This window comes from Bacillus sp. BB081 (assembly GCF_008368895.1).
GTDB classification, from domain to species: Bacteria; Bacillota; Bacilli; order Bacillales; family Bacillaceae_G; genus Bacillus_A; species Bacillus_A wiedmannii.
Window position 1 is genome coordinate 136,613 of the sequence record NZ_QOZX01000016.1, and the last position, 21,789, is coordinate 158,401.

The 21,789-nt window shown below is 33.9% G+C and carries 23 protein-coding genes and 1 riboswitch; of the genes, 15 read left to right on the plus strand and 8 right to left on the minus strand.

Annotated elements, in window-relative coordinates:
* Positions 1-50: 50 nt before the first annotated feature.
* Positions 51-488 carry a hypothetical protein gene (locus tag DN394_RS08630; RefSeq protein ID WP_141498566.1) on the minus strand — a complete coding sequence of 146 codons (438 nt, stop codon included), beginning with the start codon at positions 486-488 and terminating at the stop codon, positions 51-53.
* 884 nt (positions 489-1,372) lie between these two features.
* Positions 1,373-2,323: a nucleoside hydrolase gene (locus DN394_RS08635; RefSeq protein WP_001125076.1), complete on the minus strand. Its 951-nt coding sequence runs from the start codon at positions 2,321-2,323 to the stop codon at positions 1,373-1,375.
* An 824-nt stretch (positions 2,324-3,147) separates the two neighbouring features.
* On the opposite strand from DN394_RS08635, the gene DN394_RS08640 reads away from it, so the two are divergent.
* From DN394_RS08640 to alo, 6 genes are all read left to right on the plus strand, one after another.
* Complete coding sequence (locus DN394_RS08640; protein WP_098091911.1) at positions 3,148-3,825, plus strand: response regulator transcription factor; 678 nt, start codon at positions 3,148-3,150, stop codon at positions 3,823-3,825.
* A 417-nt stretch (positions 3,826-4,242) separates the two neighbouring features.
* Positions 4,243-5,259 (plus strand): siderophore ABC transporter substrate-binding protein, encoded by a 1,017-nt coding sequence (locus DN394_RS08645; protein ID WP_097915636.1) that lies wholly within the window; start codon positions 4,243-4,245, stop codon positions 5,257-5,259.
* Positions 5,260-5,278: 19 nt separating this feature from the next.
* Entirely contained in the window at positions 5,279-6,295 is a 1,017-nt protein-coding gene (locus DN394_RS08650; RefSeq protein ID WP_098953690.1) for an ABC transporter permease, read from the plus strand.
* Positions 6,292-7,356, plus strand: coding sequence for an iron chelate uptake ABC transporter family permease subunit (locus DN394_RS08655; RefSeq protein WP_097915640.1), 1,065 nt, complete (start codon positions 6,292-6,294; stop codon positions 7,354-7,356). The genes DN394_RS08650 and DN394_RS08655 overlap by 4 nt, the downstream gene beginning before the upstream one ends.
* Positions 7,353-8,105, plus strand: coding sequence for an iron ABC transporter ATP-binding protein (locus tag DN394_RS08660; protein WP_046955601.1), 753 nt, complete (start codon positions 7,353-7,355; stop codon positions 8,103-8,105). Before DN394_RS08655 ends, DN394_RS08660 begins: the two co-directional genes overlap by 4 nt.
* Before the next feature lie 493 nt (positions 8,106-8,598).
* A complete protein-coding gene (gene alo / locus DN394_RS08665; protein WP_046960058.1) occupies positions 8,599-10,137 on the plus strand; it encodes an anthrolysin O/cereolysin O family cholesterol-dependent cytolysin Alo in 1,539 nt (512 codons plus the stop codon).
* Positions 10,138-10,188: 51 nt separating this feature from the next.
* Here alo and DN394_RS08670 read toward each other — a convergent pair whose 3' ends face one another.
* From DN394_RS08670 to DN394_RS08680, 3 genes are all read right to left on the minus strand, one after another.
* Positions 10,189-11,469, minus strand: a complete 1,281-nt coding sequence (locus tag DN394_RS08670; protein ID WP_098953691.1) for a purine/pyrimidine permease — start codon at positions 11,467-11,469, stop codon at positions 10,189-10,191.
* Between the two features lie 127 nt (positions 11,470-11,596).
* Positions 11,597-12,046, minus strand: a complete 450-nt coding sequence (cynS, locus tag DN394_RS08675) for a cyanase (protein WP_033662787.1) — start codon at positions 12,044-12,046, stop codon at positions 11,597-11,599.
* 52 nt (positions 12,047-12,098) lie between these two features.
* Positions 12,099-12,680, minus strand: a complete 582-nt coding sequence (locus tag DN394_RS08680) for a beta-class carbonic anhydrase (RefSeq protein ID WP_000926491.1) — start codon at positions 12,678-12,680, stop codon at positions 12,099-12,101.
* 167 nt (positions 12,681-12,847) lie between these two features.
* Between DN394_RS08680 and DN394_RS08685 the strand changes: the two genes are divergently transcribed.
* Positions 12,848-13,279 (plus strand): Lrp/AsnC family transcriptional regulator, encoded by a 432-nt coding sequence (locus tag DN394_RS08685; RefSeq protein WP_097915642.1) that lies wholly within the window; start codon positions 12,848-12,850, stop codon positions 13,277-13,279.
* A gap of 193 nt (positions 13,280-13,472) precedes the next feature.
* Here DN394_RS08685 and DN394_RS08690 read toward each other — a convergent pair whose 3' ends face one another.
* Positions 13,473-14,438 (minus strand): DUF4822 domain-containing protein, encoded by a 966-nt coding sequence (locus tag DN394_RS08690; RefSeq protein WP_098705591.1) that lies wholly within the window; start codon positions 14,436-14,438, stop codon positions 13,473-13,475.
* Between the two features lie 418 nt (positions 14,439-14,856).
* Between DN394_RS08690 and DN394_RS08700 the strand changes: the two genes are divergently transcribed.
* From DN394_RS08700 to DN394_RS08725, 6 genes are all read left to right on the plus strand, one after another.
* A complete protein-coding gene (locus DN394_RS08700) occupies positions 14,857-15,816 on the plus strand; it encodes a nuclease-related domain-containing protein (RefSeq protein ID WP_098705592.1) in 960 nt (319 codons plus the stop codon).
* Between the two features lie 43 nt (positions 15,817-15,859).
* A complete protein-coding gene (psiE, locus tag DN394_RS08705; RefSeq protein WP_000671178.1) occupies positions 15,860-16,261 on the plus strand; it encodes a phosphate-starvation-inducible protein PsiE in 402 nt (133 codons plus the stop codon).
* Between the two features lie 142 nt (positions 16,262-16,403).
* Positions 16,404-16,919 carry a spermidine N1-acetyltransferase gene (gene speG / locus DN394_RS08710; protein WP_071723872.1) on the plus strand — a complete coding sequence of 172 codons (516 nt, stop codon included), beginning with the start codon at positions 16,404-16,406 and terminating at the stop codon, positions 16,917-16,919.
* 183 nt (positions 16,920-17,102) lie between these two features.
* Positions 17,103-17,309, plus strand: coding sequence for a DUF3955 domain-containing protein (locus tag DN394_RS08715; protein ID WP_088123718.1), 207 nt, complete (start codon positions 17,103-17,105; stop codon positions 17,307-17,309).
* 53 nt (positions 17,310-17,362) lie between these two features.
* The gene (locus DN394_RS08720; protein WP_097915647.1) at positions 17,363-17,575 is read left to right on the plus strand and encodes a DUF3955 domain-containing protein; all 213 of its coding nucleotides are present in this window, start codon (positions 17,363-17,365) and stop codon (positions 17,573-17,575) included.
* A gap of 63 nt (positions 17,576-17,638) precedes the next feature.
* On the plus strand, positions 17,639-17,878 hold the full coding sequence (locus tag DN394_RS08725; RefSeq protein ID WP_046960050.1) for a DUF3947 family protein: 240 nt from the start codon (positions 17,639-17,641) through the stop codon (positions 17,876-17,878).
* A gap of 33 nt (positions 17,879-17,911) precedes the next feature.
* Here the strand turns inward: DN394_RS08725 and crcB (DN394_RS08730) are convergent, their stop codons facing one another.
* On the minus strand, positions 17,912-18,268 hold the full coding sequence (crcB, locus tag DN394_RS08730) for a fluoride efflux transporter CrcB (RefSeq protein ID WP_000568598.1): 357 nt from the start codon (positions 18,266-18,268) through the stop codon (positions 17,912-17,914).
* Entirely contained in the window at positions 18,265-18,669 is a 405-nt protein-coding gene (crcB, locus tag DN394_RS08735) for a fluoride efflux transporter CrcB (protein ID WP_179953646.1), read from the minus strand. The genes crcB (DN394_RS08730) and crcB (DN394_RS08735) overlap by 4 nt, the downstream gene beginning before the upstream one ends.
* A 54-nt stretch (positions 18,670-18,723) precedes the next feature.
* Positions 18,724-18,783: riboswitch (Fluoride riboswitch) on the minus strand.
* Positions 18,784-19,001: 218 nt separating this feature from the next.
* Between crcB (DN394_RS08735) and DN394_RS08740 the strand changes: the two genes are divergently transcribed.
* Positions 19,002-20,060 carry an endonuclease/exonuclease/phosphatase family protein gene (locus DN394_RS08740; RefSeq protein ID WP_097915649.1) on the plus strand — a complete coding sequence of 353 codons (1,059 nt, stop codon included), beginning with the start codon at positions 19,002-19,004 and terminating at the stop codon, positions 20,058-20,060.
* A 34-nt stretch (positions 20,061-20,094) separates the two neighbouring features.
* Complete coding sequence (locus DN394_RS08745; protein WP_098953693.1) at positions 20,095-21,597, plus strand: DUF4077 domain-containing protein; 1,503 nt, start codon at positions 20,095-20,097, stop codon at positions 21,595-21,597.
* Positions 21,598-21,789: the final 192 nt, after the last annotated feature.

Sequence of the window (21,789 nt, forward strand, 5' to 3'; positions counted from 1 at the left end):
AATGATGGGTATGTATGATGATGACCCCTAATTATTATTCAGTTATTTATTTAATTTGAATAACTTTTTTGTTGTCTTATTTCAGCTTCCATATTAGTCGGCACATAAAGACCTGGATTTATCTCTTTATCTATGTACCTTAAATTCTTATAATCTTTCACCAGTGTTATCTGTAACATAGGTTTATCGACCAAGTCGGTGTACGCGACAGGAATTGCCTGCTCAATCGTACGCACTTGCCCTTCCTTGTCGAGATACTCTATTTTCATACGATACACAGATTGAAGGTTGCTATAGTTCTCCCATATCATTTGAATGTCTGGCATCACAGTTACCGGATTTACATTATGTAATACCTCAAGATTTTCATAACTCTTTACTTCATAGAACACACGCGTATGTTCTTCATAATGCTGTAAAACCCATTTCTCCTCATTATCAATAAGAAACATCCTAATAAACACCCAAATAATTAGGCACACAATCACAAACAGAACCCGCCTTAAAGTACTTTTTCTCGCTACCTTTATATCTCGTATTTCTTCCATCAACCCTTCACCTCTTTTACGTTGTTCCCCATATATTTTACCACTTCCCTGTAAGGTGCCACATTGCTATCAAGCTAACAAAATAAAAATTCCCTAAAATAAAAAATACCCAACTAAAATTCAGTTAATTTGGTTAATAAAAATAAATGATAGGATCAAGTTCTTTATCAGAATTTGGTCTTTTTTGATTTTAAAGGTTGGAGATGGACTTCTAATATCTTAATCCTTGAGGCGAGCTTATAGGTTAATAAAAGATTTATGGCAATGTTATGCTTCAAATGTAACAAGAATGTTCTCTAAAAACTAAGCTTTATGGAAATATTATGTTTCAAATTGTGGCGGACTTATGATTCAAATTACATTTTGTATGTAACAAGAAGCATAAGATGGCCGTTTTGGTCAACTTATGCTTCCAACTGCGGCCAACTTATAAGTAAAGTGACATTGTATGATAGGAACCATAATTTTGCCGGATTGGCAAGGTTATGGTTCTTTTTGTTTGTGGCAAACTTATACTTCCGAAAATAAAATGTAACAAGAAGCGTCCATTTTACGCTTCTTGCAACATTTTAAGTACGATAATAAAATGTAACAAGAAGCGTAGAATAGCCATTTTACGCTTCTTGTTACATTTTAAGGACCATATTACAATCAAGATAGGAAAAGCAAATACCCCAAAACTAATAAATAATCTTTTTGGTTCGATGGGCATGTGGGGGGGCCCTACTAGGCGAATTTTAACCTAAAAAATTCGAATTTCTGTACATTAAGTAAAGTGAATTTTTATTCGCGTGATTCTTATTATCTGAAATTAATAAAGCATGTTATACTCTCTTCTTTAAGAACGTCTCCATAATATCCTTTTTGAATCTTTCATAATCAAACTGAAAAGCTACATTATGCATTTTATAGCCTGGATTAGCAACAAAGCGAAAATCTGCAATGCTTTGACCGAATCCTTCTCCTTGATCAGGAATTATTTTAATGGGTACTCTTGAAAGGCTAACAGCCTCTTGATTTAGCAAATACCACACTGTTACAAAATCATGCATAGGACTTCCACTTATACCAGGATTAGACTTGGAGTAGAAATTATAATAATAGTCTAGCATGGGCTTGATGATGAGTCCTGCAAGATCTTGTGTATTCCGATGAAATGTATCAATTTGCTGGACCATTTCAGGTGTAACAATCGCATGTTGTGTCACATTTAAAGGAATAATTGTCAAGTTCTTCGCATGCTGCAGAATTAAATTTGCTGCATAAGGGTCTGCGTAAAAGTTAGCTTCAGCCACAGCAGTTACGTTACCTGGATAGAAAAAAGCTCCCCCCATGCAAATGCATTCTCTTACGTTTCGCATTGTTTCTAAATTCAATACAAAAGTCGTGGCTAGCGAAGAAAGTCTTCCTAAATTGATAATTGTAAGATCTTCTAAATTTGATTCTATAATTTGATAAATATCATTTAAGGGGTAAATTGGATATGGAATTTCAGGGGGAATAATAGGACCTAATCCGACTTTTCCGTGTACCTCAGGGAAATACTGAATCAATATACCTGTCAACGGCACAGAAGCACCAAGGAATACAGGTATCTCTTCTCTTCCCGCAATGTACTTCAAATAGTTAATATTTCTTATTACATTTTCTCTTGATACATTTCCATAATCGGCTACAATTCCTACAAGTTGAATGTCTTTACGAAAAAAGGTGTACAGTATAGCAAACGCATCGTCAATTCCCAAATCTGTAAACAGGAGAACCTTTTTTGGCATACCTCTCCCTCCAAAATTTATAGAATCCTATGTTCACTAATGAGTAGGCTAAACTTGTGTGTATATATTTTATGTATTCTTAAAGAGTGAATTCTATTCACTTGACGTGGCTTCGCTCATCTAATTTTAATATTATGTTTAAGCGCAAAATACATAAGGTGCATTAGAAATATGAAAAGATCCATTGTTATTGAGGAGTTTACACCGGATTGGGCAATATCATTAGGGCTCATCATATCAAAAAAAGAAAATTGTACGTTTAGATACAAAATAATCGATTTCTTGTATGTTAAGGAACTGGTTATTTGTTTTTCTACTTTTTAGGGAGTTTTTCTGGTAATGGTGTATACAAATAATAAAGTTGTTTAATTTACAATAAAGACGTTTAAAACAAAGTGTTTTTAATTGTGTGATTAGTGTTAACCCATATAGATCAAGAGAGAAACTTTATTGTAAATAGATAAAATAAAAGCAAGACTAATACTTAAAATTATACGTATCTCGGCTGTACTCTCATAAATAACTGTAGAAGATAAAAATCTCGTTATGGGGATGGGGCAGTATCCCTGAAACAAAAAATGAAGAAATAGTTATTGATGATAAACAGGTAGATACTATAGCTACCTTTAATGATTACATAATATATATTTGAATCTTCATATCCTTTGTGTTTTCATCCATATCTATTGTAAGATTATATAGAGTTCTCCTAATAAGCTGTTAGAATGGCTTTTTTAGGAATTTAATATTTATAAATCTTAAATTATTTTTTTGAGATAATTTTTTATCTAACTAAGCTATATTGAAGTAGAGGTGAACCATCGGTGAGGCAGGTGTTAGTAATTAAGAATGAAAGGTCTTTAGCGAAGAAAATCGTAAGCGGTCTAACGCAAGAAGGCTCTTTTATTTTAAAACTTCACAATGAAAACCAAGGTTTAAATATAATATATGAACAAGATTGGGATATTATCATATTGGATTGGGATTCATTAAGTATATCGGGACCAGAAATTTGTAGACAAATACGACTTGTTAAAACGACACCGATCATTATTGTGACCGACAATATTTCTAGTAAGGATTGTATAGCAGGGTTACAAGCAGGAGCAGATGATTATATAAGAAAACCATTTGCGAAAGAAGAATTAGTAGCAAGGGTTCAAGCGATTTTAAGGAGAAGTGACTGTAACCAGCAAAATGAGATAAACTTTTTTCAGTTTAAAGATCTCTTTGTTGATGCATCTAGCAATATTGTGAAAAAGGGCGGAAAAAATCTCTCGCTTACGAAGCGCGAGTACGATTTACTCGTATTTTTAATCAAGAATAAAAATACAATATTGAGCCGGGAAATGCTTTTGAACCAGGTTTGGGGATATAACGTAGTAGTAAATCCGAATGTAGTAGACTTATATATTGGGTATGTAAGAAAAAAGTTAAAGTGTGAGAAGAAAGACAGATATATTCAAACGATACATGGCAGAGGTTATTCAATGGTTGAATGATAAAAATAAGATAATAGAAAAAACGAGTAAAACTATTTCCTTCAGTTGTACTCGTTTTTTCTATTAAATCTGATAATCAAATAGTTTCTGAGAAGTATTAAAAGACGTAAAAGGAATATTTTTATCAGGAAATGGATTATGAAAATACTAGTTATTAGTGGGTATGTTTTGTAGGAGAAATCATGGTTAATCAACATGCCTGACTTCAAATATTACTTCTGGCATCCAAATTATGCTTGGTTTTATGAATTCACACCATTCACAAGATTTTCACAGAATTAATGACTATACTTATTAACAGGATATTCAAATGAAAATGATTATCAATAGCAATTTAGATACATAAAAAGTTACTATCTAATTTAATCTATGAACTTTATCATTTTCGAACTAAATTACATAATAAGGAGTATACGTATGAAAAAAACTATGCTTTTAAAATTAGTAAGTATTCTAGCAATTTTCACTTTAATGTTAGTAGCTTGCTCGGATTCAAGTAAAGAAACTTCGAAGGCTAATAATAAAGATAATGGTAGTGATAAGCCAAAAACGGTTGAAATCACTGATGCACATGGAAAGGTTACTGTTCCTGTAAATCCAAAGAATGTAGTTGCTTTAGACAATAGAACGTTTGAAACTTTAGCTGATTGGGGAATTAAATTAGCGGCTGCTCCAAAGGATATCATGCCTGCTGATTCAGCATATAAAAAGGATGAAAAAGTTCAAAATATTGGGAATCACCGTGAGCCAAATCTTGAAATTATTGCAGCTGCAAACCCTGACCTTGTAATCGTTGGTCAAAGGTTTGCTGATCATTACGAAGAGATCAAAAAATTAGTGCCAAAAGCAGCTGTTATTGATCTTAATTTTGATGTTTCTGAGAAATCTACTACGCCTGGGAAAAACTTAGTAAAAGGACTTAAAGATTCTACAATTACTTTAGGGAAAATCTTTGATAAAGATAAAGAAGCTAAAAAATTAGTGGCTGATTTTGATAAATCTATTGAAACTGCAAAATCTGCTTATAACGGAAAAGATAAAGTTATGAGTGTTATCGTTACTGGTGGGAATATTGGTTTTGCTGCTCCACATTCTGGTCGTGTTTGGGGACCAATGTATGAAATTTTCGGTTGGACTCCAGCATTAGAAGTGTCTAATTCTACTGCAGGTCATAAAGGTGATGACGTTTCTGTTGAAGCTATTGCACAAACAAATCCTGATTGGCTTTTCGTATTAGATCGTGATGCTGCAACATCTGATGCAGCTAAGTCAACACCTGCTAAGGATGTTATTTCTAAATCACCAGCTCTTCAAAATACAACTGCTGTTTCTAAAAAACAAGTTGTTTATGCACCAGAAGATACTTACACAAATGAATCAATTCAGACTTATGTAGAGTTATTTGGAAATCTTGCAAAAACTTTAGCTAAGTAGTGTAAAGGGGTACGAAACAGTGTCAAAAAATATGATTTCTAGGGTTGAGAATATTTCTCAACCCCAGTTTTATAATCACAATAAAATATGGACAACACCTTTTATAATAGCGGTTATAGTTGTTATAATTTTAGGGATTATATCACTGTTTACTGGAGTTTATGATATACGTGGACAAGAGGACGGAATGGAGATGTTTTTCATCACTCGTGTTCCGAGAACAGTTGCATTAATGCTTACTGGAGCTGCAATGGCGATGGCAGGGCTCGTCATGCAACTTATTACACAGAATCGTTTTGTTGAACCTACTACAACGGGGACTATTGAATGGTCAGGCTTAGGCCTGCTTTTTGTATATTTATTATTCCCTGCCCCGACTTTAGTGCAAAGAATGACTGGTGCAATCATTTTTTCTTTTATAGGAACTATGATTTTCTTTTTATTTTTAAGAAGAGTTAAACTTCGTTCGTCTTTAATTGTCCCGATTATTGGATTGATGCTTGGAGCAGTTATTTCTGCAGTGTCTACTTTTTTGGGACTCCTTTTTCAAAAGACACAAAGTATTGAAACTTGGTTCGTAGGTTCATTTGCTAACATTCAGGTGGGAAGATATGAATATTTATGGCTGATTGTTATCATTACTTTTCTTATTTTTATGTATGCTAATAGATTGACTTTAGCTGGACTAGGAGAAGATGTCGCAATAAGCCTTGGAGTTAATTACAATAGAATTGTTCTTTTTGGGACTGGTCTTATCTCTGTTGCAGTTGGAATTGTTGCAGCTGTTATTGGACACTTACCTTTCTTAGGATTAATTGTGCCAAATATCGTTTCAATGTTTAGAGGTGATGATCTTAGGAGTAATTTACCTTGGGTTTGTGTGATCGGAATGGGGTCAATAACTGCCTGTGACATCATTTCTCGAACAATTATAAAGCCTTTTGAATTACCTGTTTCTTTAATACTTGCAACAGTGGGAGCAGTCGTGTTTATTACTATTTTATTGAGACAAAGAAAACCAAGGAGGCTACGATGATCACATTAGAATATAGAAATAAAGAAAATGTCGAAATCGATTCTAGCCTTCATAATGAAAGTAGATCAGCTAGCGCTTTTCGTTCTAAGAAGGAAGCAAGACGTTATTGGATTTTACTGATCACATTGATTGGTTTAGGTCTCCTTTCTTCATATGGACTTTTAGTGTATAACAATCCAGTTCCGATAGATTCACCTTCTTTTATCCCAGTTGTTAAGAGAAGGATAGTAGCTATTGTTGCGATGATTATTGCGGCAGTTTGCCATAGCTTGTCGACAGTTGCTTTCCAATCCATTACGAACAATAAGATTATTACTCCTTCGCTTTTAGGTTTCGAATCACTTTATTCAGCAATTCAAACGAGTACAATATTCTTCTTTGGTGCTAGTGCATTAATAAACTTTAATGGAATTGGATCATTTTTATTTCAAGTTGTTGTTATGGTCTTCATGAGTTTGATACTTTATGGATGGTTACTTTCCGGTAAATACGGGAATTTACAACTTATGCTTTTAGTTGGAATTATTATTGGTACCGGGCTAAATTCTGTGTCAACTTTTATGAGAAAACTACTTGCGCCTTCAGAATTTGATATTTTACAAGCGAGATTATTTGGTTCTGTTAATCATGCAGACCCTGCATATTTTCCTGTTGTAATTCCTATGATCATAATTGTAGCGTTATTAATTTTTGCTCATTCTAAGAAGTTGAATGTTTTGTCATTAGGGAAGGATGTTGCTACTTCTTTTGGGGTTAAATATCAACCTAGTGTAATTTATACGCTTGTGTTAGTTGCTATTTTGATGTCTATCTCAACAGCTCTAATTGGGCCACTTACTTTCTACGGCTTTTTAGTAGCAACTTTGAGTTATCAGGCGGCGTCAACTTATGATCATAGATATATTTTCCCAATGGCTTTTGCTATAGGATTTTTAATAATGACGAGTGCATACTTTTTAATGTATCATGTATTCCATGCTCAAGGGGTAGTTTCAGTTATTATTGAATTATTTGGTGGAATCATATTCTTAACTATAGTTTTAAGGAAGAGGGCTTTATGATAAAAATTGATAACGTTAAAAAGTTCTATACTGATAAGGTAAAAATAGGACCTTTGGATATTGAAATACCAAAAGCAGGCTTTACTTCTTTAATTGGACCAAATGGCGCTGGAAAGTCCACGACACTTTTGATGATTGGAAGACTTTTAGATATGGATGAAGGTCAAATTCAAGTAGCAAATATGGATGTTTCTGAATCCAAATCAAAAGACTTAGCAAAAATTTTGACCATATTGCGACAAGAAAATCATTTTGTAACGAGGCTTACTGTTAGACAACTAGTTGGATTTGGGCGCTTTCCGTATTCAAAGGGAAGATTAACTAAAGAAGATGAGGTTATCATTTCTAAATATATCGATTTCTTAGATTTAACTAGTTTAGAGAATAGATATTTAGATGAGCTTTCTGGTGGTCAAAGACAAAGGGCATATGTAGCGATGGTATTGTGCCAAGAGACTGAATATGTGCTATTGGACGAGCCTCTGAACAACCTTGATGTTGCGCGCTCTGTTCAAATGATGGAGCATTTGAGACGTGCAGCTAATGAATTCGGAAGAACAATTTTGACTGTTATGCATGACATAAATTTTGCAGCTAAATACTCTGATAAAATTTGTGCTATGAAAGATGGGCAAATTGCTGCTTTTGGAACAGTAGAAGAGGTTATGGACCCAACACTTTTGACAGATATTTTTGAAACAAAAATAGAAATTATCAAGGGTCCTTATGGGCCAATTGCTGTTTATTAGTTACAAAATGAGTATGCAAAAAAAAAGCTGCTGTCTATATTTTATAGGCAGCAGCTTTTTTTTGCGATTGTCGATGATAGCTCTGTCCCACAGGTATTTCATTACTTCCGGTCCTGCGATGCTTCCAACAATAAACTTGTAAATTACTCATAAAATACAAAGGAATGCTTCGATTTTTCAAGTATCTACCAAATGAAAAATTTATCTCTGTATAATTTTTTATAAGAATTCAGCTTGGTTCTTAGTATGTAATATTGCATATAAGAGTGTATTGATAAAAGTGTAAGGGGTCACTATAATGAGGGCATAAAGATTAATTACATTTTCGTAGCAATAAAAAAGGAGGAAATAATATGGAAATCGCAATGGCAGTTTTGAAATTTGTAGGTGGCGTAATCCCGTTAATTCAAGAACTTTTAAAAGCATTTATGTAGGTTTATTAGTTAGCTATCATTTATCAATCATTATCATATCTTACTAAAAAAAGAACGGGGTGATTTTTCTGAATATTAAGAAAAACACTAAAAGAAGAAAGTTCCTTGCGTGTTTATTAGTTAGTCTATGCACTATTAATTATTCATCTATTTCCTTCGCAGAAACACAAGTAGGTAATGCAACTGATGTAACCAAAAATGCTAGTGGCATTGATACTGGTATAGCAAATCTTAAATATAATAATCAAGAGGTTTTAGCTGTAAATGGTGATAAAGTAGAGAGCTTTGTTCCGAAAGAAAGTATCAATTCAAATGGTAAATTTGTAGTAGTGGAACGCGAGAAAAAATCACTTACAACTTCACCAGTCGATATTTCGATTATTGATTCTGTGGTGAATCGTACGTATCCAGGAGCGGTACAACTTGCAAATAAAGCTTTTGCAGACAATCAACCGAGTTTATTAGTGGCTAAGAGAAAGCCTTTGAATATTAGTATAGACTTACCTGGCATGAGAAAAGAAAATACAATTACTGTCCAAAATCCGACATATGGTAATGTGGCTGGAGCAGTAGATGATTTAGTATCTACTTGGAATGAAAAGTATTCTAAAACACATACGTTACCCGCAAGAATGCAGTATACAGAATCTATGGTTTATAGTAAATCACAAATCGCAAGTGCCCTTAACGTTAACGCCAAATATCTTGATAACAGTCTAAACATTGATTTTAATGCGGTTGCAAATGGAGAGAAAAAAGTGATGGTAGCGGCATATAAGCAAATATTTTATACCGTAAGTGCTGAACTACCTAACAATCCATCCGATCTTTTTGATAATAGTGTTACTTTTGGTGAGTTAACTCGTAAAGGTGTAAGTAATTCGGCCCCACCTGTTATGGTCTCGAATGTAGCTTATGGTAGAACTGTTTATGTAAAATTAGAAACAACATCTAAGAGCAAAGATGTACAAGCTGCTTTTAAAGCCTTACTTAAGAATAACAGCGTCGAAACGAATGGACAGTACAAAGATATTTTTGAAGAAAGTACCTTTACTGCTGTAGTATTAGGCGGAGATGCGAAAGAGCATAACAAGGTTGTTACAAAAGATTTCAATGAAATCCGAAATATCATTAAAGATAATGCTGAATTAAGTTTTAAAAATCCAGCATACCCAATTTCATATACAAGCACTTTCTTAAAAGATAATGCAACTGCTGCTGTTCATAACAATACAGATTATATTGAGACGACAACTACAGAATATTCAAGTGCTAAAATGACACTTGATCATTACGGTGCTTACGTTGCTCAATTTGATGTATCTTGGGATGAATTCACATTTGATCAAAATGGGAAAGAAGTACTAACACATAAAACATGGGATGGTAGCGGCAGAGACAAAACAGCTCATTACTCTACAGTTATCCCTCTTCCACCAAATTCAAAAAATATAAAAATCGTAGCTAGAGAATGTACTGGTCTTGCATGGGAATGGTGGAGAACAATTATTAATGAACAAAATGTTCCATTAACAAATGAAATAAAAGTTTCAATTGGAGGAACAACATTATACCCAACGGCTAGTATTAGTCATTAGGTATAAAAAAGCGCCCTGTAATCAGGGCGCTTTTTTACTTAGTCACAAATTTTACTCTTTCCAAAACTGTTCTAGCAAAATAACGATCATAGTACCTACGAGTAATCCGTTACTTAAAACATATTGTAAGGAAGAAGGGACTCCGCTAAATGCACTTTCTGGAAGAAACATTATTCCCAAACTGATTAATAATGAAATTCCTAATATAGTTAATCGGCGTTGCTTTAATTCTTCACGTAAAATGGATTGAAATGAAATGCCTATTACTTGGACAAATGTAGCTAAAAGTGCAGAATTAGCAATAGGACCTGGTAGCAAGGATATAAAGTTTACAATTGAGGGGATAAAAGAAATACCTGCTAATATAAGACTTGCTATAAGAAACGACTTCACCTTTTTTTGACCTGTTAGTTGAATAAATCCTGCTGATGCAGGTAATGGTACAATTCCAATTGTAGAGAACAATGATGAGATAATATGTGATATACCTCCGACCCATACACCACAGTTCAGTGTTTGTTTTTCATTTTCTTTAGATAACGGAGCCACTTGTTTTACAGCCGAAATAGCAGCAATTGTATTTGCAACTAAAAGAAAGGTGAATAAAGTCGCAGTTAGAGTCATTCCAATATCGAATCTAGGTGTGCCCCAAGCAAATATCTCTGGTAACTTAACTAGCGTTGTATGTGAAGGCATATGAGATGATTTTCCTAATACTGCATACAAAAGCCAACCACATGAAATTCCAAGTAACACAGCGTAACTTTTCATCCATCCTTTCCCTTTAATTGATAAGAAAGTAATAAGGGCAAAAACAAAGAGCGCAATAGTAGCAATTGTATAGTCGGGATGAGTTGCAGATCCTTGTAATCCCATCATTCCTTTTAGTAACACACCACTAAGCTGAAGTGCTAAGATTAAAAGAAAGGTTCCTGTAACTAAAGGGGTAAATAAACGTAAGGTTCGCTGAACAAGCCCTGTTATACCAAGAACGAAGAGTAATATACCCGCAATAATTAACCCGCCTTCTAAAAGTTGTAATACATCTTTTGGACTTTGTCCCTGATGCATAGCTACTTGTCCCAATATGACAAATATACTTATCCATGAACCTGCTGGCCCATCCGCTATGGGATAGCGATGCCCAAACCACGCTTGTAGAAACGAACTTACTCCCACGACTAAAAAAGTCCGCTGCATTAATGTTGAGATATCTTCTATTGGTAAATGGAATATGCCACCAATAATGATAGGTAATGCAATTGCATTTGCTAATAGAAACACAAACCATTGTAGAGTACTAAAGCTCGTATCGAAGTGCTTTTTATTCATATTATTCTCCTTTGCCGAAAAAGAATCTCATAGTAAAAATCCATCCTTTCTACACAGTTAGATTAAAAAGGATAGATTTTGTAAATTAATAAAATTATTTTAATTACATATATAGTTTTTTAGTTAATTACCATGTACGGAATGGTAAAAATTTCCCGTTAAGTGTAATCACGATACGGGGGTCGCCACCTTTTGGATCTTCTTGTGTATCCACACCCAGGTTGAAGTTAATTGCACTCATTACACCTTCGCCGGCCTTTTCTAAGATTAATTCTCTAATAGTTGGTGCATATTGTAACATCATTTCATATAAGCGATATGCAATCGGGTCAGTAGGTGGCATTTCCATTACTTGGCCACGAAGTGGAACTACTGTTAATGCTTGAACTACTTCTTCATCTAATTCTAATAGTTTACCGATTTTTTCTGCTTCTGGACGTGTCATTGTAGCTTGTCCTAATAACGCTGTTACAACCCAAGTCTCAGAGTGTTCACTTACTTTTGCAATTTCTTCCCAAGTTAACCCTTTTTTAATTTTTGCCTCTAGAATTTTTTGCGTAGCTTCTTGTCTATTCATATCTAATACTTGTTTTTTCATATCTAATAACTTCCCTTCATTTAAGTAATAATTAATTTTTCATACCATTTAATGCTTTATATCCATCAACTATTAAATCTAATTTACCTGTGTGAGGATCAATAACTAAACCATGTACAGGAACATCTTTTGGAATAAGTGGATGATTTCTTACTAAATCAACATTAGCTTGAGTTGAACCGTTGACATCATCGAATCCAAATAACCATTTTTCAAGGTCAACACCAGCATATTCAATCGCTGATAAAATTTCTGGTGAAGCTACTCCACGATCTAATATTTTTTGAAGTGTTCCTTTTGGATTCGTTTGGCTCGCACCACATCTTTGGTGTCCGATAAGGAAGATTTCATCTGCATTTAGATCATATACTGATGCGACAACACTTTGCATAACACTATCGAAAGCAGAAGCAATTTTACCACCTGCATTTCTGATAACTTTTGCATCACCATCGTGTATATCTAAAGCTTTTGGAAGTAGCTCAATTAAACGAGCGTCCATGCAAGAAACAACAACCATACGTTTTTTAGGCATTTTTGTCGCTTCACGAGGAGCGTATTCTTTATTTTCTACAAATTGTTCATTGAACGATAAAATCTCTTGTAATAACATATTTGTAACCTCCTTTAAATCTAGATGTATTTTTTTGTTGCGTCCTCTGTGTTATAAGTAAATGTAACTGATAAACAATGTGATGTAAGAGGATAAACTAAGTATAGTGAATTGTATCGACAAGCAGAATAAGTTGGCGAAACACTTTCTGGCTTTCTACTTTCACGATGAAAGGATTGGTTTATATCATTGATCAAACAGATTTTGAGATACTGAAATTATTAGGAGAAAACTCAAGAATACAATGGAAAGAACTTGGTCAAAAAATACATATGACGGGGCAGGCTGTAGGAAATCGAATTCGAAGATTAGAGGATTTAGGGATTATTGAACAATATACAATCGCAATAAACCGAATCAAATTAGGACAAGTAGTGACTGCATTTGTTACTTTATTCGTAACAACAGCTAATCATCAAGAGTTTATGAATTTCTTTCAAAAAGAAGAAGGGATTTCTGAAGTAGACCGTATAAGCGGTGAGGGGTGTTATTTATTAAAAACACATTTTGCTTCCAATGAAGACTTAGATAAATTTCTAGGACGACTATTAAAGTACGGGAATTATCGTGTTAACTTATCAATAGGAAAGTTGAAATAAGGTTTCTTTTCCTTGGAGGGGATGGCAACATTATTTGCTAAACCTTATTTGTATAGACATAATAAAATTTTCATCTTAAATAGTCGGAGCCTTACTACAATTTATGTGTAGTAAGGCTTTTTTAATGGAGTCATAAATAATTTCGCCTTAAAAAAATCCTGTAGCTCAGTACAGGATTTGTAATAAAATGTTTTTAAAAACTAAATTGTGGTTTCATATCACCTGTATAAGGTTCATGTTCAACGAATATAGTGATGTCTTTACCCGCTTGGTCTTTACCAGTTCTTTTATACGTAAATTTCTTATTATTTAGTTCAGTAAGTTCAAGAGCCGCGCCATATTTATTATTTCCAGTTGAAACATGGGCTCTTATTTTATTTTCGTGTAAAACATCGAAGTAACCATAGTCACCGCGGCTTTGACCTGTTTCGCTATTGAAGAACTCGTATTTATTAGACTTGTCATCGAATTTTGCTAGACTTATAAAATTCGAATTAAACTGTGTTACGTCATTACCCGCTTCATCTAATACTTTTGTTCCGTGCCAAAGGGTTCCACCTAAAATTTTATCTCCATCAACGTTTTTAACGATATCGCCTGTAGTCGTGTTCAGTTGCTTGTCCGGATCAGTGAAAGAAAGCTCTTTTTCTTTATATGGAACATGTTCAACGAAAACTTCTACATCGTTACCGTTAGCGTCTTTCCCCATTCGTTTATAAGTAAATACATTTTTATTTAGTTTTGTCATATCAACAACAGCTTGATATTTCATTGATTCTGAAATTAATATTCTCTTTTTCCCATCATTTGTGATAAAGAAAGTTCCTTTATCGCCACGACTTGCACCTGTTTTAGCATCAAAGAATTCATATCTTCCTGACTTTGCATCATATTTCGCAAGGCCAATGAAGTTTGCATTTTCTTTTGTTAAATCATTTTTATCTTTGTCATACACTCTTGTACCTTGCCAATTTGTATCGCTAAGAATGTTAGCCATTTTTTGGCCTTTCGTTAACTTATTTTCCTTTTTTGTTTCTTTGGCAGCTTGTTCTTGTTTCGGCTTACTATGATTTTCTTCAGCTTTAGTACCAGCACATCCTGTTAGTGCTAATGTGAATCCGAGCAATATAGATGATAGTGCTTTCGTTTTTTTGTTCATGTTTTATCGTCTCCTTATTTTATGATTTTAAATAGTTCGTGTTTCTGAATGTAATTACTACGTTTATTATGTTAATGGCCGAGTATAAACTGCCTCTAAATAAAACATTAAAAAAAGATAAACTAATTCCTAAAATTTTTTCATACTTATAAAAAGTTCTTTTACATAAGGTGAATGTAAATCTCTCATTTTGAAAGTGGCGTAATTAAATGGGCGGATTAGCATTATGCTTACAGTGCGATTTTAGATGTGATGCTATACTGTGTATAGGATTTTATGGGTGCATGTTGTGTCGATTTTTGTCGGTAAGTCGATATTCTATGTCGAATCGTTGATATATTGAAAAAATCGTTGATATATTGTGAGTTATGATAGATATATTTGAAAAATCGTTGATATATTTTGAGGAGGGCTAAAGATGATTGTGAAAGAACGACAAATGCCAATGTATTTACGGCAATTAGAAGCGTTATCTAGAAGATTACCTGCTCACCATCCGAAACGGGATATGGTTGCAGAAAGTTTAGCGAAGCATAAAGCAGGTTACAAAGGTGAACAAGCTATCAATTATCCACTAAGTTTTTTGCCAGAAGAAACATATAGTATTTTGCACGATATAAGGTTGTTCGATCAAAATCACCATTTTCAAATTGATACGATTATCATTTCAGCATATTTTCTTCTTTTCCTCGAAATAAAAAATATAGCAGGTACGTTACTATTTGATTCAAAGTTTAATCAGCTTATTAGAATATCAGAGGGGAATTCAGAAGGCTTTCCAGATCCAATTTTACAAGTGAAAAGACAAGAGGAACAGTTTAGAAAATGGTTAAGTTTAAATGGGTTTTCTCGTTTTCCGATTGAATCACTCGTTGTTATTAGTAATCCACGAACTATTATTAAAGCTTCAGACGATAATCTCCCCAATAAAATTATCCACAGTGCAAATTTACCTCATAAAATAAAATGGTTTGAGAGTAAATATAACAAAAAAACTATAAAAAATGTAGACGATCTTATTTGTCAAATAGTAAGGCATCATACTCCATTACAGCAAAATATCCTTGAACAATTTAAAATCAAAAAAGGAGAATTGTTAAACGGCGTACGATGTGAGGTATGCTCTATAATGCCGATGTTGAAATTAAAAAAAGGGTGGTATTGTTCAAATTGTAAAGTTATCTCTAAAGTAGCACATGAGGATGCCATACATGATTATGTACTTCTTATTAGTGGAACTTGTACAAATATGCAGTTAAAGGAATTTCTCCATGTTCAATCAAGTGCAACAGTTCATAGACTCCTCCAAACAATGAATATCCCCCACACAGGTGACAACAAGGGACGAATATATGATTTAACTACGTTTCAATCATAATTTTGCTATAATAAATAAGTATTTACGTGAAGGAGAGTGTGAAATGAAATTTAATATCGATCATTACATAGCTAGCGTTTTACAGTGGATATTGAATATAGCGTTAATTATATTGTCCATTGTTTTATCGATCTTTTTAATTAACGAGACGATTACATTTATTCAATACATATTTTCAACAAAGGAATATACATCGTATAAATTGGTTGAGAGCATCATCGTTTATTTCTTATACTTCGAGTTCATCGCATTGATTATTAAGTATTTTAAGTCGAATTATCATTTCCCGTTACGTTATTTTATTTATATCGGAATTACGGCGTTAATTCGTTTAATTATCGTATCTCATGAGGAACCGATGGAGACGTTGTTATATGCGGGATCCATTCTTGTTTTAGTCATTGCTTTATACATATCAAATATGAGAGATTTGAGAAAAGAGTAGTAGTGCAGACATAAGTTTGCACTACTTTTTTATGTCTTGACCTTCAAGTTACTTGAAAGTTTACAATGAAATTAGGGCGTTTGAAATTGAAAAAAATTGAGAAAATAAGTGAAGAGGTTTCTTTTACTTGGAGGTTATAGCAATGAGTCAGGAATTGAAGTTACGTCCTTTAGAACGGGAAGATTTAAAGTTTGTACACGAACTTAATAATAATGCCCATATTATGTCGTATTGGTTTGAAGAGCCGTATGAGGCATTTGTAGAGCTGCAGGATTTATACGATAAACATATACATGATCAAAGTGAACGCCGATTTATCGTTGAGAAAGATAATGAGATGGTTGGATTGGTCGAGTTAGTGGAAATCGATTATATTCACCGTAGAACAGAATTCCAAATTATTATTGATCCAAATTATCAAGGATATGGTTATGCAGCAGAGGCGACGCGTTTAGCGATGGATTACGCTTTTTCCGTATTAAATATGCATAAAATATATTTAGTTGTCGATAAAGAGAATGAAAAAGCTGTACACGTTTATAAAAAGGTTGGATTTATGGTAGAAGGAGAACTTCTCGACGAGTTCTTCGTTGATGGCAACTACCATAATGCGATAAGAATGTGCATGTTCCAGAAGGAATATTTTAGAACGAAATAATGGAGTGAAAAAGGCTATAGACAATCATTGTCTATAGTCTTTTTTTACTATGTTTAACAACAACTATTTATCGTAAAACAATAAATAGTTGTTGACTTGAAATGTTAGTGAGCTTATTATGATGGTATTGAGAATAGTAAAAAGGAATGCAGATAAATTAATTGTGAAATCAAAGGAGAATATATTATGAAAAAATATTTATTAGCAATTGTATTGATATCATTAGGAGCTACTTGTTTATTCATACACGGTGCAACTAGTAAAATGGATGGAACTGGTTTGCTTATAGAACCTTACTTTTTCCTAGTACCAATAAGTTATTTACTGTTCTTTAGTGGTATTGGTATTTCGTTATTTGGATTTATTACTTCAAGGTTAAAAAAACAGTAATAGAACAAAGTGGTTAAATTTTCAATCTTAGAGTATAAAAAGGAAGGATTATGATGAAGAAAAAATACTTATTAGCTTCTAGTCCAATATTTTTAGGAGTGTTATGTATCATTATGTTTAATGTAATTGGTTCGGAAGTAAAACGAGATGGAACGTTAGTGGAACCATTCTACTTAATTCCGTTAGCATATTTATTTACTTTCACTGGAATTGTTGCGATTTTGTGTGTGGCTCTTTTCTCGGTGCTTCGAAAAAAGACAGCGTAATAAAACACTTGCTATGAAATAGAAACATACGATAAGGAAGAAAAATAAAAAGTGAGCTGAATCATGGTGAATCATTATTGTTATCCTGAAAGGCAAGTCGGATCGGCTATTACTTTGGCAGGAGCACAGGGGACAATTCATGCTGTGAATCAAGCGATTCAAATGCAGCAGCAAGCATATTTTGCACAAATGATGCAAGGGCAGTATATGCCGTATTCACAGCCTCCGATGCAAATTGTACATTACGATGTGCATCCAGCGGGTTTATTTTCCATTCCATATGGCGGGACATACTTCTTATGAAAGAAAGCGACTGATGAGAGTCGCTTTCTTTTTTTATATTCCGCCTAGTTTCATTCCAAGGAATGCAAAAAGGATACCAATAATATAAGTAGTACTTAAATATAGAAATAGTATGCCGAAATTTTTACGATTGAAGAGCTGAATGGACTCTAGCTTAAATGTTGAAAATGTCGTGAAGGCACCCATAAATCCAGTACCTAATAATAATTGCCAGCTTGTAGTGACTCCGTTTCCAATTATATATCCGAGTAAAAACGCGCCTGTTATATTAATGAGAAATGTAGCAATTGGAAAGGAAGTTTTATTTCTTTTTTTAAACCAATTACTAATTGCAAATCGTGTAATAGCACCGAAAAATCCACCTGTTGCCACTAATAAAGCTTCTATCATAAGTGATCACCTTCCGTAAGATGTTTCTTAATTAAGAAATCACCTAGTGTATAGCCAAGACCAGACATAATGAGACCACCAAGTATGCTGCATGATACATATAAGAAAGCCGTACCCCATTCAGAATGATGGATTAATTGCACAGTTTCTACACTGAATGTTGAAAACGTCGTAAAGGCACCGATGAATCCAGTTCCAATGCCTGTGATAATTTCTGACGGTAAGATGTTTCGCCGAGCGATATAGGTAGTCAGCCAAGCTAATAGGAAGCAGCCGAGTAAGTTGATGAGCAATGTGGCTAGCGGAAATGAATGATTCCATGAAGTATGAATAGTAAGACCTAAATAATAGCGAGAAAGGGCTCCTAATATACCGGCTATGCCAACGATAATATAAATCAATTTCTTCACCTCTTTAAATAGCTTGCTCAAAAAAATAGACTCCTACCAGTAGTTATACTGGTAGGAGTCATTAGCTAAGCAGCAGTTATGGCGAACTCCATCGCCTATGATTATTACATATAGTGTACTAAACATCGCGTTGGATTTCCAGTGAAGAAGTTGGGGTATTTTGTATTTTTTGCTGATGTAAGAGCAAGAATATTTACTTATAAACTAAATATAGTGATATAGGGTTTTCTATGTGATAAAATATTTCGTATGTCTGTCATTCAGTTTTATTTAACTGAAAATAAAGATAATTAAGTTGCATGTTTTAGAAAAGGGGCGTTTATTTGAAGAAATTATTAAAAATAGTACTTATATGTATTTTAGTAGGAGTGGGAGTTGTAGGTGGTTTTTTAGCGTATATGACACTTACTAAAGAACAGCCTGCTGATGTTATAAGTTTGAAGGTGGAAAATAATAAAGAGCGCGTATTAGCGACAGGAAATGAATTTAAAGTTACAACATTTAATATTGGATATGCTGGATTAGATAAGGATCAAGACTTCTTTATGGATGGTGGAAAAGGTTCTGGTTCAAGTAGTAAAGAGCAAACGGAAACGAATTTAAAGAAAATGCTTTCGTTTTTACAAAATGAGAATAGTGATTTTACGTTATTACAAGAAGTTGATATAAAATCAATGCGATCTTTTGATGTAAATGGGCATGAATTTTTGAAAAAAGGATTACCTGATTATGCTTTGTCGTTCGGAAAGAACTATGATACAAAATGGGTCCCTGTACCAATTACAAGTCCAATGGGATATGCGGATGCCGGATTAAGTACGTTTTCTAAATATACAGTTCAAACAGCGCAGAGGTTCCAGCTTCCTGGAATGGAGCCTTGGCCGAAGCGTTTGTTTGATTTAGATCGAGCAATTGTTGAGCATAAAATACCTGTTAATAATGGGAAGTTTGTGAGACTCGTAAATTTACATTTGTCTGCGTATGATGAAGGCGGGAAAATTAGAAAACAGCAAGTAGAGTTTTTAAAAGAATATATGAACAAGCATTATGAAAATGGTGATTACGTAATAATGGGCGGAGATTGGAATCAATTACTTTCTAACGTTCAATTAAGTGATCCGAAGTTTGTGAAAGAGCGTCCTGAGTGGTTAGTAGAGTTACCGAAGGACTTTACTGATGGTGGCTTTAAGTGGGCTGTAGATCCGTCTGTTATGACGGTGAGAGATGATGTGAAGAAGTATGTGGAAGGTGAAAACTTTGTCACGATTATTGATGGTTTTATCGTTTCACCGAATGTGGAAATTGTAAATGTACAAGGGAAAGATTTAAAGTTTGAAAATAGCGATCATAACCCAGTAAGTGCGGTATTTAAGCTGAAGTAATCGATATGTATAAGTAGAAGGTGGGGCTTCATATATGGAGTGGTTAAAGAGAACTTGTTTTTCTAACCTTGAGAAAGAATCACAGAAAAATCATTTATTGCTGTTCATTACGATTTTTAGTTTCTTTCTTGGAATAATCGCGATTGGGTATTACGGATATATCTTTACAGAGAGAGCAATAGCGTTTTGGACTTGTGGCATTTCTGTCGTTGTATTTGGAACACTTTTTACTTTTATAAAAAGTATGGAATCAGTGTATAAATACATCATGACATTTATGTTGCTTATGATGTCTTTCATTATGGTACAAGCATTTAATGAAAGCCCAGCTGTATTTCAAATGATCTACTTTACACTAGCAGTTTCACTTATTTATTTAAGTGAACGTCTCGTTATCATTCTCGGTGGAGTGGCGGTTGTTATCACATTTATTCTTTGTAGTTATTGGCCGGAGCAATTTTTTGCTTATACAGCGGCATCTGAGGCTGCAAACTTCGCAAGCTTGTTAGCAATCGTAACGATCGCAATGTGGGGCGTAACGAAGATTGGCTCTAATTTGCTAGCTCGTTTAAGTGATGAGAAGCAAGAAGTAATGAGAAAAGCTCAGGAGCTAGAAGAGACGCAAAGGCTTATTGAAGAAACAGTTGTGAAGTTAGATAGTAATTTCAATCATTTAAGACAAAATATGAATACGTCAATGGAGTCGATGAGTGAAATTAATTTCGCTTTTGAAGAGGTGGCAGTTGGTACGCAATCACAATCAGAGATGATGTCACGTTCAGTAGAAGTATTGAATGATATGGAAGGAAATATTGAACAAATCATCTCTCAAGTAAGAAATGCATCAATTCGTGTTGATGAAAGTTTAGAGATTTCAAAGGGTAGTGTGAATACTTTAAGAAATTTTGAAGCTAACATGAGAAGTTTAAATGATGTTGTTTCACAATCGGGAATTATATTTAGAGATTTAATGATGCAGTCGAAGCAAATTAATGAAATTGTAGATGTAATAACGAATATTTCAAGTCAGACGAGCTTGCTAGCTTTAAATGCAAATATTGAAGCTGCAAGAGCAGGAGAACATGGAAAAGGGTTTGCTATTGTAGCGAATGAAGTATTAAAGCTTGCTGAAGAATCGAATCGTTCAGCTGGAAGAATTCAAGGGATTTTGAAGGAGTTTAGTAATCAAGCAAGCAAGGTGGAAGTGCAGGTAGAAAAATCAGAAAGAGTACAAGAAGAATGTAATGAAATGCTAGCAAGCGTTTTAACAAATGTAACGGATTTAGGGAAGTTTATTGATGCAATTAATGATGTAATGAGAGAGATTGTTGTTCATCAAGAAAATTTCCAGGCTAAAACGACGAATATCGTAAAGGATGTTACACATGCTTCTAATGTAATTCAGCAAACTTCTGCGGCTACAGAAGAAGTGTTAGCAAGTGTGGAAGAAGAAAAACATCGAAATGATATATCGGTGAAGACGTTGCATACTGTTAGCGAGCAAGTGAAGTTACTAGAAGATATTTTAGAAAAGTAATATTGATTGAAAAGGGCACACTATGTGTGCTCTTTTTCATTTTAACGAATACTTAATAGGAATTTAATTGCTTTTCTTTGAGTTTTCTGCCAAGCTTAAGGAGATAAAGTGAGACTTTAATTAGTGGGGCTATACGCTACTGATTATTAGTTGAACCCCGCAAATAGCGGAATTAAAATACTTCAAAGAAAG

Excerpts from the sequence above, each read along its gene's own strand:
- DN394_RS08635 (WP_001125076.1), bottom strand. The coding sequence starts at position 2,323 with ATGCCAAAAAAGGTTCTCCTGTTTACAGATTTGGGAATTGACGATGCG.
- DN394_RS08645 (WP_097915636.1), top strand. The coding sequence starts at position 4,243 with ATGAAAAAAACTATGCTTTTAAAATTAGTAAGTATTCTAGCAATTTTC.
- DN394_RS08655 (WP_097915640.1), top strand. The coding sequence starts at position 6,292 with ATGATCACATTAGAATATAGAAATAAAGAAAATGTCGAAATCGATTCT.
- DN394_RS08660 (WP_046955601.1), top strand. The coding sequence starts at position 7,353 with ATGATAAAAATTGATAACGTTAAAAAGTTCTATACTGATAAGGTAAAA.
- DN394_RS08670 (WP_098953691.1), bottom strand. The coding sequence starts at position 11,469 with ATGAATAAAAAGCACTTCGATACGAGCTTTAGTACTCTACAATGGTTT.
- cynS (WP_033662787.1), bottom strand. The coding sequence starts at position 12,046 with ATGAATAGACAAGAAGCTACGCAAAAAATTCTAGAGGCAAAAATTAAA.
- DN394_RS08680 (WP_000926491.1), bottom strand. The coding sequence starts at position 12,680 with ATGTTATTACAAGAGATTTTATCGTTCAATGAACAATTTGTAGAAAAT.
- DN394_RS08685 (WP_097915642.1), top strand. The coding sequence starts at position 12,848 with ATGAAAGGATTGGTTTATATCATTGATCAAACAGATTTTGAGATACTG.
- DN394_RS08690 (WP_098705591.1), bottom strand. The coding sequence starts at position 14,438 with ATGAACAAAAAAACGAAAGCACTATCATCTATATTGCTCGGATTCACA.
- DN394_RS08700 (WP_098705592.1), top strand. The coding sequence starts at position 14,857 with ATGATTGTGAAAGAACGACAAATGCCAATGTATTTACGGCAATTAGAA.
- psiE (WP_000671178.1), top strand. The coding sequence starts at position 15,860 with ATGAAATTTAATATCGATCATTACATAGCTAGCGTTTTACAGTGGATA.
- speG (WP_071723872.1), top strand. The coding sequence starts at position 16,404 with ATGAGTCAGGAATTGAAGTTACGTCCTTTAGAACGGGAAGATTTAAAG.
- DN394_RS08720 (WP_097915647.1), top strand. The coding sequence starts at position 17,363 with ATGAAGAAAAAATACTTATTAGCTTCTAGTCCAATATTTTTAGGAGTG.
- DN394_RS08725 (WP_046960050.1), top strand. The coding sequence starts at position 17,639 with ATGGTGAATCATTATTGTTATCCTGAAAGGCAAGTCGGATCGGCTATT.
- crcB (WP_000568598.1), bottom strand. The coding sequence starts at position 18,268 with ATGATAGAAGCTTTATTAGTGGCAACAGGTGGATTTTTCGGTGCTATT.
- DN394_RS08745 (WP_098953693.1), top strand. The coding sequence starts at position 20,095 with ATGGAGTGGTTAAAGAGAACTTGTTTTTCTAACCTTGAGAAAGAATCA.